The 14298-nt window shown below is 67.4% G+C and carries 16 protein-coding genes; 8 read left to right on the top strand and 8 right to left on the bottom strand.

Annotation, left to right across the window (positions count from 1 at the left end; all coding sequences use genetic code 11):
* Window positions 1-8: 8 nt before the first annotated feature.
* The 4 genes from IB278_RS01035 to IB278_RS01050 form a co-directional block, all read right to left on the bottom strand.
* Window positions 9-509 (bottom strand): prepilin peptidase, encoded by a 501-nt coding sequence (locus IB278_RS01035; RefSeq protein ID WP_192322415.1) that lies wholly within the window; start codon window positions 507-509, stop codon window positions 9-11.
* A 7-nt stretch (window positions 510-516) separates the two neighbouring features.
* Window positions 517-699: a Flp family type IVb pilin gene (locus IB278_RS01040; RefSeq protein ID WP_192322416.1), complete on the bottom strand. Its 183-nt coding sequence runs from the start codon at window positions 697-699 to the stop codon at window positions 517-519.
* 414 nt (window positions 700-1113) lie between these two features.
* Window positions 1114-2541: a L,D-transpeptidase family protein gene (locus IB278_RS01045; RefSeq protein WP_192322417.1), complete on the bottom strand. Its 1428-nt coding sequence runs from the start codon at window positions 2539-2541 to the stop codon at window positions 1114-1116.
* The gene (locus IB278_RS01050) at window positions 2541-3731 is read right to left on the bottom strand and encodes a tetratricopeptide repeat protein (protein ID WP_192322418.1); all 1191 of its coding nucleotides are present in this window, start codon (window positions 3729-3731) and stop codon (window positions 2541-2543) included. The genes IB278_RS01045 and IB278_RS01050 overlap by 1 nt, the downstream gene beginning before the upstream one ends.
* A gap of 361 nt (window positions 3732-4092) precedes the next feature.
* Between IB278_RS01050 and IB278_RS01055 the strand changes: the two genes are divergently transcribed.
* Both IB278_RS01055 and IB278_RS01060 read left to right on the top strand, forming a co-directional pair.
* The gene (locus tag IB278_RS01055) at window positions 4093-4806 is read left to right on the top strand and encodes a helix-turn-helix transcriptional regulator (protein WP_318646665.1); all 714 of its coding nucleotides are present in this window, start codon (window positions 4093-4095) and stop codon (window positions 4804-4806) included.
* A gap of 148 nt (window positions 4807-4954) precedes the next feature.
* Window positions 4955-5971 (top strand): Bug family tripartite tricarboxylate transporter substrate binding protein, encoded by a 1017-nt coding sequence (locus tag IB278_RS01060; RefSeq protein ID WP_145740198.1) that lies wholly within the window; start codon window positions 4955-4957, stop codon window positions 5969-5971.
* A gap of 30 nt (window positions 5972-6001) precedes the next feature.
* On the opposite strand, the gene IB278_RS01065 is transcribed toward IB278_RS01060, so the two are convergent.
* Both IB278_RS01065 and IB278_RS01070 read right to left on the bottom strand, forming a co-directional pair.
* Complete coding sequence (locus tag IB278_RS01065) at window positions 6002-7474, bottom strand: esterase-like activity of phytase family protein (protein WP_192322419.1); 1473 nt, start codon at window positions 7472-7474, stop codon at window positions 6002-6004.
* Window positions 7475-7568: 94 nt separating this feature from the next.
* Window positions 7569-8354 carry an IclR family transcriptional regulator C-terminal domain-containing protein gene (locus IB278_RS01070; RefSeq protein ID WP_192322420.1) on the bottom strand — a complete coding sequence of 262 codons (786 nt, stop codon included), beginning with the start codon at window positions 8352-8354 and terminating at the stop codon, window positions 7569-7571.
* A 158-nt stretch (window positions 8355-8512) separates the two neighbouring features.
* On the opposite strand from IB278_RS01070, the gene IB278_RS01075 reads away from it, so the two are divergent.
* From IB278_RS01075 to soxR, 5 genes are read left to right on the top strand one after another with little or no spacing between them, the layout of a single operon-like run.
* Complete coding sequence (locus IB278_RS01075) at window positions 8513-9214, top strand: 3-oxoacid CoA-transferase subunit A (RefSeq protein ID WP_015867205.1); 702 nt, start codon at window positions 8513-8515, stop codon at window positions 9212-9214.
* The gene (locus IB278_RS01080; protein WP_192322421.1) at window positions 9211-9861 is read left to right on the top strand and encodes a 3-oxoacid CoA-transferase subunit B; all 651 of its coding nucleotides are present in this window, start codon (window positions 9211-9213) and stop codon (window positions 9859-9861) included. The genes IB278_RS01075 and IB278_RS01080 overlap by 4 nt, the downstream gene beginning before the upstream one ends.
* A 33-nt stretch (window positions 9862-9894) precedes the next feature.
* Entirely contained in the window at window positions 9895-11100 is a 1206-nt protein-coding gene (pcaF, locus tag IB278_RS01085; protein ID WP_192322422.1) for a 3-oxoadipyl-CoA thiolase, read from the top strand.
* Window positions 11100-12074 (top strand): Bug family tripartite tricarboxylate transporter substrate binding protein, encoded by a 975-nt coding sequence (locus tag IB278_RS01090; protein ID WP_192322423.1) that lies wholly within the window; start codon window positions 11100-11102, stop codon window positions 12072-12074. The genes pcaF and IB278_RS01090 overlap by 1 nt, the downstream gene beginning before the upstream one ends.
* Before the next feature lie 47 nt (window positions 12075-12121).
* Window positions 12122-12604 (top strand): redox-sensitive transcriptional activator SoxR, encoded by a 483-nt coding sequence (gene soxR, locus IB278_RS01095; RefSeq protein ID WP_021009115.1) that lies wholly within the window; start codon window positions 12122-12124, stop codon window positions 12602-12604.
* Here soxR and IB278_RS01100 read toward each other — a convergent pair.
* Both IB278_RS01100 and IB278_RS01105 read right to left on the bottom strand, forming a co-directional pair.
* Complete coding sequence (locus IB278_RS01100) at window positions 12585-12836, bottom strand: hypothetical protein (protein ID WP_192322424.1); 252 nt, start codon at window positions 12834-12836, stop codon at window positions 12585-12587. The two genes, soxR and IB278_RS01100, sit on opposite strands and share 20 nt — an antisense overlap.
* A 64-nt stretch (window positions 12837-12900) precedes the next feature.
* Window positions 12901-13641, bottom strand: coding sequence for a response regulator (locus tag IB278_RS01105; RefSeq protein ID WP_192322425.1), 741 nt, complete (start codon window positions 13639-13641; stop codon window positions 12901-12903).
* A 202-nt stretch (window positions 13642-13843) separates the two neighbouring features.
* Between IB278_RS01105 and IB278_RS01110 the strand changes: the two genes are divergently transcribed.
* Complete coding sequence (locus IB278_RS01110) at window positions 13844-14263, top strand: organic hydroperoxide resistance protein (RefSeq protein WP_015867198.1); 420 nt, start codon at window positions 13844-13846, stop codon at window positions 14261-14263.
* Window positions 14264-14298 lie beyond the last annotated feature (35 nt).

Genomic DNA, 14298 nt, shown 5'->3' on the forward strand with positions numbered 1-14298 from the left:
CGGAGCGATTAGCTACCCTGTCGACCCCAAACCATCCACACCGCGGCGGCCAGTGCGAGATAAGCCGCATAAGGAACGACGCGAACCCGGCGAGATGGGACGTCGGGTTCGGAAGAGCGCGACGGGCCGGCCAGGAACAGGGCGAGTCGCGGAAAAAAAGGCCAGCGCTTAAGGGATAGCCAGAGGACGCCATGGATGCTGGCCAACAGACTGGCAATGATCCAGATCGGCGCCAGGGCCGACACGCCGACCCACAGTCCTAAGGCGCCAGCGAACTTCACGTCACCTGCCCCCATGAGGCCTGTGGCATAGAAGAGCAGGAGAAATCCGAAGCCTGCCCCCCCGCCGAGAAGTGCCGCACGCCAATCGTGCCCGAGAGGCCCGGCTCCCAAAGCCAGCGCTCCGAGCGCAAAGACAGCGCCTGCGAGCACAAGCCAATTGGGTGCGCGGCGCATCCGGACGTCATAGACGACAACAAGAATCAGCCACAGGAGAAAGGTGACCTTCAATTCAAATTCAAAGAGTTTTAGGAAGCGCGCCGGCGATGGTCGTAAACATATTTGTCAGCGCAAGCCCAAGGCCGCTATCCGCGCTAAATGCTGTTACCAAAACAACTGCCATCAACCCCGCAATAATTCCATATTCAATTGCAGTAGCACCTTCTTCATCGCGCAGAAAACGAGTAATAGAGCGAAGCATGATTTCCCCTTAAAAAAGTGTTAACAAGTGAGGCTGGCCAGGTGGATGTTATACAGCGTAACTCCGTGTATCAACAACAGTAACCCGTGGGTTCAAGGCCTTCCTGTGCTAGGCCGTGTGGTCTAAGCAGGAAGGCGGCCAGCCCTTCGCCGTCCCCAGGAAGCCCTCGCTTGGAAGCATGAGTAACAGTCCTGGAACACATTTTTCCCTCTGACACGGTGTATGCGCATCCCATGAATGAGTGAACAACGTTACGTTCCTTGGGAACATTCAGCCGGTGTTTGTTACGGGAACAAAGTCGTTACGTGTTACGTAGCACGCGGTTGTAACGGTAGATGTAACGCCCAAGATAGGTGCGTTGCTTGTGCAAAAAGTCACACCTATGGGGTACCTACCCCTCCGCCGAGAGGGGTCTCAGCCGAGGATTTCTTCGTGGAAAAGCTTCCACTCGCTGCCTTGGCGCAGCCAGTACTGGCGCCTGGTGCGCCCGCTTTTCTCGCCTTCGAAGACTTCGCCGAAGGTGGCGACCATGGTGTCGTCGCCGTCGCGCCAATGCAGGAAGGACATGTCCTTGAACTGCACGCGTTTGCCCTGGGCATATTCCACTTCGTCGTGGAGCACCGAAAAGCCGTCGGTGTTTTTCTTGCTGCTGCTGTTGCGCTGGAAATCGGGCAAATAGAATTTCTTCAATTGCGCTTCATTGCCATTGGCCCTGGCATCTTTCCAGGCCGAAATTGCACTGGTGAAGGTCTGGGCTTCCTTTTCGGCCTGCGGGCGCGGAATCCACTGCAGGCTGGGCGCGGTGACCACGGGGGTGGCGCCGATCTGCACCTTGCGCAGCAGCTGCTTCAGGTCGGGGTTCGCCATGACGACGCAGCCGTCGCTCGCGAGCGGCGCGCGCGAGAACTGCTGGGGCGGGGTGCCGTGCAGCCAGATGCCGCTGCCGGTCTTGCCGCGCCGCACGTCGTAGGGGTTGGGGTAGTTGATGGGTAGCGCGCCGGCGCCGTAGAAGTCGCGCAGCGACTTCGGGTCGAGGCTGCTGGTGACGTAGTACACGCCCAGCGGCGTGCGCGCATCGCCCTCGGTGGCCTTGCCGATGCCCGACTTGCCGACCGAAACGTAGTAGTCGGCCACCAGCTGCAGCCCCTTGTCGGAGTTCTCGAGCAGGTAGAGCCGCGAGCGCGAGGCGTCGACCGCAATGGCATAGCGGCTGCGCGTGGACAGCGCCAGGAACTGCGAAGGCACGGTGCCGGCCGGCGGCCTGTCGCGCAGAGCCTGCAGGCGGCGGCGGGATTCCTCGCGCAGGTCGGCCATGGCGGGGTCGCTGCGCAGCCGCGCGATGCCGGTGGCGTCGGAAAAGGCGTGCGCGGGCGGCACCTGGGTTGCGAGCAGGTCGGCATAGACGAGCTGCGCGAGCTGGAAGTTGGGATAGTCGCGCACCAGGTCGCGGGCCTTGGCCAGCGCGGGGCGCGGCTGGCCGCGTCCGAACAGTTCGTAGACCGCGATCAGGCGGGCTTCGGCGCTGCTGGCCTGCTGAAGGGCTGCGGGGGAAGATGCGGCTGCCGCCTTGCTGCGCGGGGCGCCCTTGGCTGCGGCCGCGATTCTTGCGTCTGCGGCGGAAGCCTTTTTTGCCGTCCTGGCCTTGGCTTCCCGGGCGGCTGGGCGGCCGGCCGAAGCCTTGGCCTTGGCGCCGCTGGTCTTGGCGTTCGCGGACTTGGTCGATGCGGCCGCGCCGTGTGTTGCCAACAGCAGGGCCGATGCCGCCATGAGCGCGGCAAGCATGTTCGCGCCACGCCGCAGCGCGGGGTTCCGAAGCCGGCTGCGCCGGACGATGTCTGCCACTAGCCGCCGACGCTTTCCTTGCGAATGTGCCACTGGTTGCCGGCGCGCTGCAGTTCGAGCGTCTTGCGGCTCGAGATGTTGAGGTTGTCGGCGCGGTAGATCTGGCGGAACTTGGCGGTCGCGGCTTGTCCGTTGACGCTGATCACGAGGTTCTCGATGTTCACGCTGATGCTCGACTTGCCGACGATGCGCGCGCGGCGTTCTTCTTCCCAGCTCTTGCGGCTTTGTCCGCCGCCGGGGTTGAAGTCGGCGCCGTAGGAGGCAAGGTAGCGGTCCATGTCCTGGCCGGCCCATGCGGCAGCCCATCCGCGCACGGCCGATTCGACTTCGGCGGTGGCGGTGGAAGAGGGCGCGGCGGCCGGTGCTGGCGCGGGCGCCGCGGGCACCGGAGCAGCCTCGGGTGCCTTGGCCACCACCGTGGGGGGCGGTGGCGGTGCTGCAGGCGCTGGTGTGGCTGCGGGAGCCGCTGCTGCCTTGACGGGTGCCGGTGCAGGCGTGGGGGCGGGCGCGGGCGCCGGAGCGGCAGGCGCCTTCGCGACGGGAGCGGGCGCCGGAGCAGGTGCCGCAGCATTCGCAGCCGGCGCCGCGCGGGACGTGGCATCGGGCGCTGCCGCCGCGACAACGGCGGAGGGCTTGCCGCCGGCCGGCGCCGGCGTGAACAGGGTGCGGATCACCGCGAGCTTGGGCTGCACCGCGGTGTTGTTCTGGTCGAGCTGCAGCGCCTTGCTGTAGGCCTGGCTGGCCAGCCGCGCATACACGTCGCCGAGGTTCTCTTGCGCGGTGGCATAGCTCGGGTTGGTGCGGATGGCGCTCTCGAGCGCGCTGCGCGCCTTGTCGAACTGGTTCTGGCTCGCGTAGATGACGGCGAGGTTGTTGTAGGGCTCGGGCAGTTCAGGGGCGTCCTGCGTGAGCTGGGTGAAGGCGGCAATGGCCTCGGCGCGCTTGCCGGTGTCGAGCTGGATCACGCCCTTGAGGAAGCGCATCTGCGGGTCCTTGGGCTTGTCCTTCAGGAAGGCATCGGCGCGGGTCATGGCCTCGTCGAGCTTGCCGGCCTGCATGAGCCGGTCGACTTCATCATGCTCAATGGCGGCGAGCACCGGCAACGCCATGCCACAGGCGGCGGCCAGGAGCAGGGCACGCACGGTGGGTGAAAAGCTGAAGCGCGTGCGCGGCAGGGGGCTCTTTGGCATTGCGGACGAGACCTGGTAGGGGGAAGGAATGATGCGGCAGGGATTGTAAGTGGGGGAGTAACCTTCGGACACAGTGCGGGCACCCGAATTGACCGCTTCAAACCTGTGTGGCCGAGGGGTGTGTTACGTAACAGGCGCTGTGGCAAATGCGTAACGCGAGGCCTCAAAAACGGCCGTTCCAGCCGCACCTTCCAAGCCTCTGAAAAGCAGGTCCAGAGCCGGTTCGCCAATGAAGATCGAAGTGCCTGCATGCATCGAAATGCCGGGCGCCACACGGCCTCCCCGGCCGGGCATCGTTCATGCAATGTTCAGGCCAAAGATCAATCTCGGCACGCCTTGTGCGGCCGAAAGGAAAGTGCGCGTGGCCAATCAGATATCCGCCGGCAGCCCTGGTGCCGGCATGCGCGGTGGCACCCTCGTCGTCGAGGGCAGCCCGAGCGTGTCCGAGCGCATGCGGCGCATTCTTGCCATGGCAGCGCCTGGCCTGCAGCTGGCGGCCGCTTCGACGCAGGCCGAGGCCCGCTTCATGCTGGCCGCGCAGGCCTTCAGCGTCGTTCTCGTGGGCATGGACGGGCCGGAGACCGATGGCGCGGCATTGATCCGCCACGTTCGCACGGCCCATCCGCACATCGACGCCATCGCCATGTCGGAAACCGACGATGACGGCCTGGTGGGCGCCGCCATTGCCGCGGGTGCCGTGGGCTACGTGCTGACCGAGGCCGACGATGCCGAACTCGCGTTCCTGCTGCGCTCCATCGAACGCGGCGGCGCGCCGGTGGATTCGCGCATTGCGCGCCGCATCCTCGGCCTGTTCGCGGCCTCCGCCCAGCCGAAGCCGATCGCCATCCAGCCCATGCCCGCGGGCCCGGCAGAGGGCAAACCGCTGCTGTCGCCGCGCGAGCTGAAAGTGCTGCGCCTCATTGCCCAGGGCTGGAGCAACCAGCAGATTGCCGAGGCGGTGTCGCTTTCGGTCAACACCATCGAATTTCACGCGAAGAACATCTACCGCAAGCTGTCCGTCAAGTCGCGGACCCAGGCGGTGCACCAGGCCACGCAGCAGGGCCTTTTCAACTGACACGGCGCGGACTGGGGCGCGGAGGCTGGCGCGCGGGCGTGCCTGCAACAGGGTCAACGGTTGCGCAATGCAGCACGATCCTGTAACGTTATGTAAGTGCGACGTCAGCAACGTTGCCGGACTCTCTCCCACTCTTTCTGGAGCCATCTTGAAGATCACCAAACGCCGCTTGCTCGAAAGCGGCGCAGCAGCAGTTGCCGCATCGCTTTTTGCACCCGGTTCGTGGGCCCAGCGCGCCGGCACCGCCGCTGCCGGCGGCGACGCCGCCTGGCCGACCAAGCCCGTTCGCATCCTCGTGGGGTTTCCCGCCGGCGCATCGCCCGACCTGGCGGCGCGCGCCATTGCCGAGCCGCTGTCGAAGATCCTGCGTCAGCCGGTCACGGTCGAGAACAAGCCCGGCGCCAGCGGCAACCTGGTGGCCGACCAGGTGGCCAAGGCGACCGACGACCACACCATCGGAGCGCTGATCAACGGCAATCTCACCATTGCCAGGCTGCTCAATCCCAAGCTGAGCTTCGACCCCGAGAAAGACTTTGCGCCGGTCGGCATGATCGGCACCGCGCCGCTGGTGCTGGCGGTGTCGGGCAACGCCCCGGGCAAGACCTCGGCCGAACAGCTGCTGTGGGTGCGCAACCTCGGCAGCGGCGGCAAGTACGGCACGCCGGGCGTGGGCACGGTGGGCCACCTGGGCATGGAACTCATCAAGAGCCGCGCCGCCATCACGGCGCAGCACAAGCCCTATACGGGCAACCCGCAGGTCATTGCGGGCCTGCTGGCGGGCGAGATCCAGCTGGCCCTGCTGCCGCCCGGGCTGGCCCTGCCGCACGTCAAGTCGGGAAAGATCAAGGCCATTGGCGTGACCTCGCCCGAGCGCAGCCCGCTGGCGGGCGAGCTGCCCACCATCCGCGACGCCGACGTGCGCGGCGCCGACCTGGAAATCTGGACCGCGCTGGCCGCGCCCGCGGGCATGAAGCCCGCGGCCATCGCCAGGCTCAACGCCGCGCTGGTCGAAGTCATCAGCTCGGCCGACGTGAGCCAGGCGCTGCTGAAGACCGGCTGGCAGGCCCAGCCCGGCTCGCCCGACGCGCTGGCCAAGCGCATGCGCGCCGACACCACGCGCCTGGGCGGCGTGATCATCATGAAGGGCATCCAGTCGGAGGGCTGATGCCCTCCGGGGCCCGCACCGGGGGCGTCGTCAGGTCTTCGGCGTGCCGCGCTTGAACAGCGGCTGCTCGAAGCGGATCGTGATGATCTCGGTGTCGTCCGGCTTGCCGGGCACGCGGCCGTCCTCGCTCGGGAAGTTGGTGTCGATGGCGACGGCGAGCGTGTAGTCGTCCACCACCTCGACGCTCTCGACGGAGTCGAAGGGCATGCTGAACTTGCCGTTCGCGACGTTGGCCAGCGGACCGCCGATGTCGGCGGGGTCGGAGATGTTCAGCAGGTCGACCAGCAGCGTCTTCTTGAGCGCGCCGTCGGCGTCCTTCACGTCCAGGTCCACCATGTAGAGCCGCTTGACCACGGCTTTCGAGCCGTAGAGGCTGTCGCGCTCGATCAGCACGAACCTGTTGCCGCCGATGTTGGTCATGTCGCCGATGACGATCTGGTTGTCCTTGGCAGGCCCGTCCTTCCTGTAGACCGGGTTCTTGCCGGTGTAGAGCATCGAGGCGGGATCGAACTCGAAGAAGTTCAGGTAGCGCTCGTCGTCGGCCACCGGGCGCAGCGAGGCCAGCGATGGCGCTGCCTCGGGCACCGCATAGAGGCGGGTCTTGTCGCCGTTGAAGGCCAGGCTCTCGAAGCCGCGGCTCGAAAGCGAAGTCGCGGTGGCGCCTTCGTTCATCACCAGCGGGTTGGACGGACTGCGCAGGAAGGGATGCGGCACCGGGTCGGCCATCAGCGTGCCATCCTTGTCGAAGTGCAGGATGTAGGGGCCGAACTCCTCGCCCACGAAGTAGGTGCCGTCGTTCGCGCGGGCGATCGACTCGACGTCGAGATCGAAGCCCGTCAGCAGGCGCCCGCTGACGATGCGCGAATCCACCGGCTTGCCGCTGTCGACGAGGTTATTGCCCGAGACCGTCTGGTAGTTGGCGAAGTCGGCGGTGATCTTCAGGTCCACGCCCTTGCCGTCCTTCAGGAAGCCCTTGGCGTCGTTGAAGGCGATGTGGCTGTTGGCCTTCACGGTGCCGGGAACGGTCGTGCCGTTGGCCACCGTGCGGAAGTCAATGCTGACGTTGTAGAAGCCGACCACGAAGTCGCCGGAGTTGCTCTTGCTGCCGTAGCCGTTGTCGGGCATGGCGGTCCAGGTGCCGTCGTCGTTCTTCAGCAGCGCCGAGAAGCCGGGCAGCGGCTGGCCGTCGACGAAGGGCGGCGTCACGCCGAGCGCGCTGGTGATGAACTGGCCGGTGGTCGGGCCGGGCCGGCGGAAGCTGTCGGGCAGCGAGGCCCAGCCGGTGAGCTTGTGCGGCAGGCCGGCGCTGGGGTCCTGCGGTGGGGGCGCAGGCGCAGGCGAAGGCGCGGGTGCAGGGGCCGGCGAAGGAGCGGGCGTGCCCGCCACGGGTGGAAAGACGATGCCGTTGTTGCCACCGCCGCCGCACGCGGCGAGGACTGCGGATGCAATGGCGGCGATCGCCAGATGGCGCGGCAAGGCGGACGAGATGAAGCGACTGGACATGATTGACCCTCCGGTTTTGTTGTGAGGGTGCAATCTAGAAAGCCGGTGTGACCTGGCCGTGAATGTCCTTTCGCTCAGGGCGAATCGGGGGCGCTCAGAGCAACCGCGAGATCCGGTCCGCCGCTTCGCGCAGTGCGGGCAGCATGGTTTCCTGCATCACCTTGGCGCTGGTGCGGTTGGCCTGCCCGCTGATGTTGAGCGCGGCCACCATGCGGCCCTGGCGGTTGACGATGGGCGCAGCCACCGAGATCAGGCCTTCTTCCAGTTCCTGATTGACCAGGCACCACTGCTGCCTGCGCGCCTGCGCCACCTTGGCCATGAGGGCATCCACGTCGGTCACCGTGTGCTTGGTGAGCGCCTGGCGGTCGGAGGCCTCGAGACGCGCGCGCACCTCGTCGTCGTCCAGGTCGGCCAGCAGCAGCCGGCCGAGCGAGGTGCAGTAGGCCGGCAGGCGCGAGCCCACGCCCAGGCTGATGTGCATGATCTTCTTGGTGGGCACGCGCATCACGTAGACGATGTCGGTGGCATCCAGCACCGCGGCCGAGCAGGACTCCTGCACCTGCTGCACCAGCGCTTCCATCACCGGTTCGGCGCGGTTCCAGATCGGCATCGAGGAAAGATATGCAAAGCCCAGGTCGAGGATGCGCGGCGTGAGCGTGAAGAGCTTGCCGTCGCTCACCACGTAGCCCAGCGTCTGCAGCGTGAGCAGGATGCGCCGCGCGCCGGCCCGCGTGAGCCCGCTGGCGGCCGCTACCTCGCTGAGCGTCTGGCGCGGCGCGCTTTCGCTGAACGAGCGGATCACCTGCAGGCCTCGCGCGAACGACTGCACGTAGCTGTCGCCGGGGGCGGGCGTCTCTGTTTGCGGGGTATGGGTTGCCATGTGGAACGATCCTCTTTAGAATTCATTATACGAACAAATGTTCTTCATACGAACAAATCGGCGATTCGCAGAATCAGCCGGTCGGGTCGGATGGTTCGGGCAGGTCGTTCGCACGGTTCGATTTCTCTTTCTTTCCCTCACTCCCGGAGACAGGCTTCATGATCAACAAGATCGCGCGCTCGGTCGCCGATGCCCTGGCAGGCATCCCAGACGGCGCCACGGTTCTCATCGGCGGTTTCGGCACCGCCGGCATTCCCGGCGAACTCATCGACGGCCTCGTCGAGCAGGGCGCCAAGGACCTCACCGTCGTCAACAACAACGCCGGCAACGGCGAAACCGGCCTGGCCGCGCTGCTCAAGGCCGGCCGCGTGCGCAAGATCATCTGCAGCTTTCCGCGCCAGGCCGACAGCCAGGTGTTCGACGGGCTCTACCGCAGCGGCAAGATCGAACTCGAACTGGTGCCCCAGGGCAACCTGGCCGAGCGCATCCGCGCCGCGGGTGCGGGCATCGGTGCCTTCTTCTGCCCCACGGGCTATGGCACGCAGCTCGCGGGCAACCGCGAAACCCGCGAGATCGACGGCAAGCAGTACGTGCTCGAATACCCGATCCACGGCGACGTGGCGCTCATCAAGGCCGAGCGCGGCGACCGCTGGGGCAACCTGGTCTACCGCAAGGCCGCGCGCAACTTCGGCCCCGTGATGGCCATGGCCGCGAAGAAAACCATTGCCACCGTGCACGACATCGCCGAGCTCGGCACCCTCGACCCCGAGACCGTCGTGACCCCGGGCATCTTCGTGCACCAGGTGGTGCGCATCGAACGCGTGGCCACCCAGGCCGGCGGCTTCAAGAAGGCAGCATGACCATGACAACCTACCAACGTCGCACCAAGGACCAGCTCGCAGCCCGCGTGGCGCAGGACATCTTCGACGGCGCCGTCGTCAACCTGGGCATCGGCCAGCCCACGCTGGTGGCCAACCACTTGCCCAAGGGCCGCGAGGTCATCCTGCAGAGCGAGAACGGCATTCTCGGCATGGGCCCCGCGCCCGAGGCCGGCGAGGAAGACTACGACCTCATCAACGCCGGCAAGCAGCCCGTGACGCTGCTGCCGGGCGGCTCGTTCTTCCACCATGCCGACAGCTTCGCGATGATGCGCGGCGGCCACCTCGACATCTGCGTGCTCGGCGCGTTCCAGGTCTCGGCCACCGGCGACCTGGCCAACTGGCACACCGGCGAGAAGGATGCCATTCCCGCGGTCGGCGGCGCCATGGACCTCGCCATCGGCGCCAAGCAGACCTGGGTCATGATGGACCTGCTGACCAAGCAGGGCGCAAGCAAGCTGGTGAAGGAATGCAGCTATCCGCTGACCGGCATCGCCTGCGTCAAGCGCGTGTACTCCGACCTGGCCACGCTCGAATGCACGCCCGAGGGCCTGAAGCTCGTCGACCTGGTCGAGGGCCTGAGCCGCGAGGAACTCGAGAAGCTGGTCGGCCTGCCGATCGCTGCCTGATCCCATTCAACCCATCAGAGAGAGACAACTCACATGACCACCCAAGCCTTCATCTGCGACGCCGTCCGCACCCCCTTCGGCCGCTACGGCGGTTCGCTCAGCAGCGTGCGCACCGACGACCTCGGCGCCGTGCCGCTCAAGGCGCTGATGGAACGCAACAAGAACGTCGACTGGCAGGCCGTGGGCGACGTGCTCTACGGCTGCGCCAACCAGGCCGGCGAAGACAACCGCAACGTGGCGCGCATGTCGGCGCTGCTCGCGGGCCTGCCGCTCGAGGTTGGCGGCGGCACCATCAACCGCCTGTGCGGTTCGGGCCTCGATGCCGTGGGCACCGTCGCGCGTGCCATCCGCGCCGGCGAAGCCGGGCTGATGATCGCCGGCGGCGTCGAAAGCATGAGCCGCGCCCCTTTCGTCATGCCCAAGGCCGAGAGCGCCTTCAGCCGCAACAACGCGGTGTACGACACCACCATCGGCTGGCGCTTCGTCAACAAGCTCATGAAGGCGCAGTACGGCGTCGACTCCATGCCCGAGACGGCCGAGAACGTGGCCACCGACTACAAGATCGAGCGCGAGGCGCAGGACCTGATGGCGCTCAACTCGCAGCTGCGCGCCGTGGCCTCGCAGAAGTCCGGCTTCTTCGACGCCGAGATCGTGCCCGTGACCGTGCCGCAGAAGAAGGGCGACGCCATCATCGTCAACAAGGACGAGCATCCGCGCGAAACCAGCCTTGAATCGCTCGCCAGGCTCAAGGGCGTGGTGCGCCCCGACGGCACCGTGACGGCCGGCAATGCCAGCGGCGTGAACGACGGCGCCTGTGCGCTGCTCCTGGCCGACGAAGCCAGCGCCGCCAGGCATGGCCTCACGCCCCGCGCCCGCGTGGTCGGCATGGCCACGGCCGGCGTGGCGCCGCGCGTGATGGGCATCGGCCCGGCGCCCGCCACGCAGAAGGTGCTGGCGCTCACCGGCCTCACCATCGACCAGATCGACGTGATCGAACTCAACGAAGCCTTCGCGGCGCAAGGCCTGGCCGTGCTGCGCCTGCTGGGCCTGCAGGACAACGACCCGCGCGTCAACATCAACGGCGGCGCCATTGCGCTCGGCCACCCGCTGGGCGCCAGCGGCGCCCGCCTGGCCACCACCGCGGTCAACCAGCTGCACAAGGGCGGCGGCCGCTATGCGCTGTGCACCATGTGCATCGGCGTGGGCCAGGGCATTGCCGTGATCCTGGAACGCGTCTGATGGACCGCGCCCGACGCGGCCTGCTGCTGGGGCTGGCGGCCGCGGCAGCGCTGCCCGCGCATGCGCAGGCCGACGCCCGGCCGATCCGCATCGTCGTGCCCTTTGCGGCCGGCGGCGGCAACGACGTGTTCGCGCGCCAGATGGCCAAGGGCCTGGGCGAGCTGCGCAGGCAGGGCGTCATCGTCGACAACAAGCCCGGCGCGGGCGGCAACCTCGGCACCGAGCAGGTGGTGCGCAGCGCGCCCGACGGCAGCACGCTGCTGCTGGGCCACACGGGCACCGTGTCGATCAACCCGGCGCTCTACAAGGGCCTGAAGTTCGATGCGCGCAAGGACCTGCTGCCCGTGGCCATGTTCGCTTCGTCCGCGCTGGTGCTCGTGGTGCCCGCCGCATCGAAGATCCGCAGCGTGGCCGAGCTCGTCGCCGAAGCCAAGGCGCGGCCGGGCCTGCTCGACTACGCCTCCAGCGGCAGCGGCACCGGCGGCCACCTGACCGGCGAGCTCTTTGCAGAGCGCACCGGCACGCGGATCAATCACATCCCCTACAAGGGCACCAACCCCGGCCTCACCGACCTGGCGGGCGGGCAGGTGCAGATGATGTTCAGCGTGGTTCCGCCCGCGCTCGCGCTGGTCAAGGGCGGCCGGCTGCGCGCCATTGCGGTCACGGGCGCAAAGCGCCTGCCTTCGCTGCCCGACGTGCCCACCGTGGCCGAGTCGGGGCTGCGCGAACTCGCGGGTTTCGAGAGCACGCTGACCTACGGCATCCTCGCGCCGCGCGGCACGCCGGACGCCTTCGTGAAGGAGCTTTCGGCGCAGATGCTCCAGGTGGCGGGCAGCGCTGAATTCCAGTCGCGCCTGGGCGTGGAAGGCGCCGTGCCGCTGCTCGGCGGCCCGGCCGAGTACGCTGCCCTCATCGCGAAGGAAAGCGCGCTGTGGGCGGATATCGTCAAGGCTTCCGGCGCCACCGTCGAGTGAGCACGCGGTCTCCAGCCCTCAACTAAAGTCGAGGGCCAGAGGCCTCCATGAAATCCAAGCCAGCAGAACCACCGCACGATTTTCCCGCCACGCTGTCCGTGGGCGAGGTCGCGCAGCGCAGCGGGGTGCCGGTGTCCACCCTTCACTTCTACGAAGCCAAGGGCCTCATTGCGAGCCACCGGGCGCCAAGCAACCACCGCCGTTATGCGCGCGACGTGCTCCGGCGCGTGGCGTTCATCCGCGTCGCGCAGCGGGTGGGCATTGCGCTGGCCGACATTGCCGATGCGCTGGCCACGCTGCCCACCTCGGCCGCGCCCAGCCGCGCCGACTGGGCGCGGCTTTCCGCCGGCTGGCGCGCGGAGCTGGACGAGCGCATGGCCCAGCTCAAGAAGCTGCGCGACACGCTCGACGACTGCATCGGCTGCGGCTGCCTGTCGATCGACCGCTGCCGCCTGCGCAATCCGGCCGACAAGCTGTCGTCGGAAGGGCCCGGCGCCCGCCGCCTGGTGATCAGGCGCGCGGAAGATTGAGGGACTGCCGCACTTCGCCGAGGGGGAGCAGCGGCATCAATTCGTTTCTTTCCGCCGCAGACATTGCGAGCATCAGCCGCTCGAATTCGGCGCGGTAGCAGGGCAGCATCAGCGTGGCCGTCAGCGCATGGACGCCGTCGTTCTGCGCAAGGTGTGCATGGCATGCCGCGATGCTTCGATGGATCTGGAGCGCCTGCGCGACGCGGGCGGAGGGTTGCGGGTCATGGTTCATGCTGCGCAATGTGCAGCCTCAACCTAACTTGAGGTCAAGCGGGATGAAAAGCCCTGGTTCGCGGTCAGTCCATGGCTGCGACGGCCGAAGCGAGCACATAGCCTTCGCTGCGCACGGTCTTGATGTAGCGGGGCTCGCGCGCATCGTCGCGCAGGCGCTGGCGCAGCCGGCTCACGAGCAGGTCGATGGAGCGCTCGAAGAGCTCGGCCTCGCGGCCCTGGGTGAGGCCGAGCAGCTGGTCGCGGCTCAGCACTTTCTGCGGATGGTCGAGGAACACGCGCAGCAGCCGGTATTCGGCGCCGCTCAGCGCCACCATCGTGCCGCTGTCGTCGATCAGGTGGCGCGCCACCGTGTCGACCTGCCATTCGCCGAAGGCCAGTTTCTGGGAGGGCTCGACCGCGCCCATGTTCGGCGGCAGCATGCGCGTGCGGCGCATCACGGCGCGCAGGCGCGCGAGCAGCTCGCGGGCGGAAAAAGGCTTGGCCAGGTAGTCGTCGGCGCCCATCTCCAGGCCCAGGATGCGGTCGGCCTCCTCGCTGCGCGCGGTCAGCATCAGGATGGGCGTGGCCTTGTACTTGCCGGTGCGCAGGTCGCGGCAGAGCGTGAGCCCGTCTTCGCCCGGCAGCATCAGGTCGAGGATGATCAGGTCGAACGGGCCCGACTCTTCGAGCGCGGCGCGCATGTGGCGGCCGGTGGGCACCGCGACCACGCGCAAGCCGTTCTTCACCAGGTAGGTGGTGAGCAGTTCGCGGATTTCCCGGTCGTCGTCGACGATGAGGATGTGGTCGGAGGTCTTTGGCGTCATGGCAGTGAGCAAAAAGGGTGGGTGCGGGAAGCGCCCCGCAGCCGCAATGTAGCCTCCCGCCCGCTGCCGGCCGGCGGTTTTGTATTCGCAAGTATCTGGGGCGGCGGGCGCGGTACACAGGCATACGCGATCTGCGCGGGCAGGGGGAGGGCGGCTCAACAATCCGTGCGTTCCCGAACCAACCCTTTCCAAGGAAACCACCATGACCCGCATCGAAAAAGTTCTCTACACCGGCAAGACCCGCACCTCTTCGGGCGGCCGCGACGGCGAGGCGCGCAGCTCCGACGGCCGCCTGGACATCAAGCTCTCGTCGCCCGGCAGCGCCGGCAGCGGCACCAACCCGGAACAGCTGTTCGCGGCCGGCTGGTCGGCCTGCTTCATCGGCGCCATGGGCAAGGCGGCGGGCAGGATGAAGGTCGCCTTGCCGCCTGACCTGGCCGTCGATGCCGAAGTCGACCTGGGCACGGCGGGCAGCGAGTACTTCCTGCAGGCGCGCCTCAACGTGAGCCTGCCGGGCCTGGACCGCGAAGTGGCGCAGGCCCTGACGGATGCGGCGCACCAGACCTGCCCCTATTCGAAGGCCACCCGGGGCAATATCGACGTTTCAATCCACCTGGTGTGAGCCAGCGGCGGCGTGCAGAGCCACGCCGCATGAAC

This window comes from Variovorax sp. VRV01, assembly GCF_014852545.1.
Taxonomy (GTDB): domain Bacteria; phylum Pseudomonadota; class Gammaproteobacteria; order Burkholderiales; family Burkholderiaceae_C; genus Variovorax; species Variovorax beijingensis_A.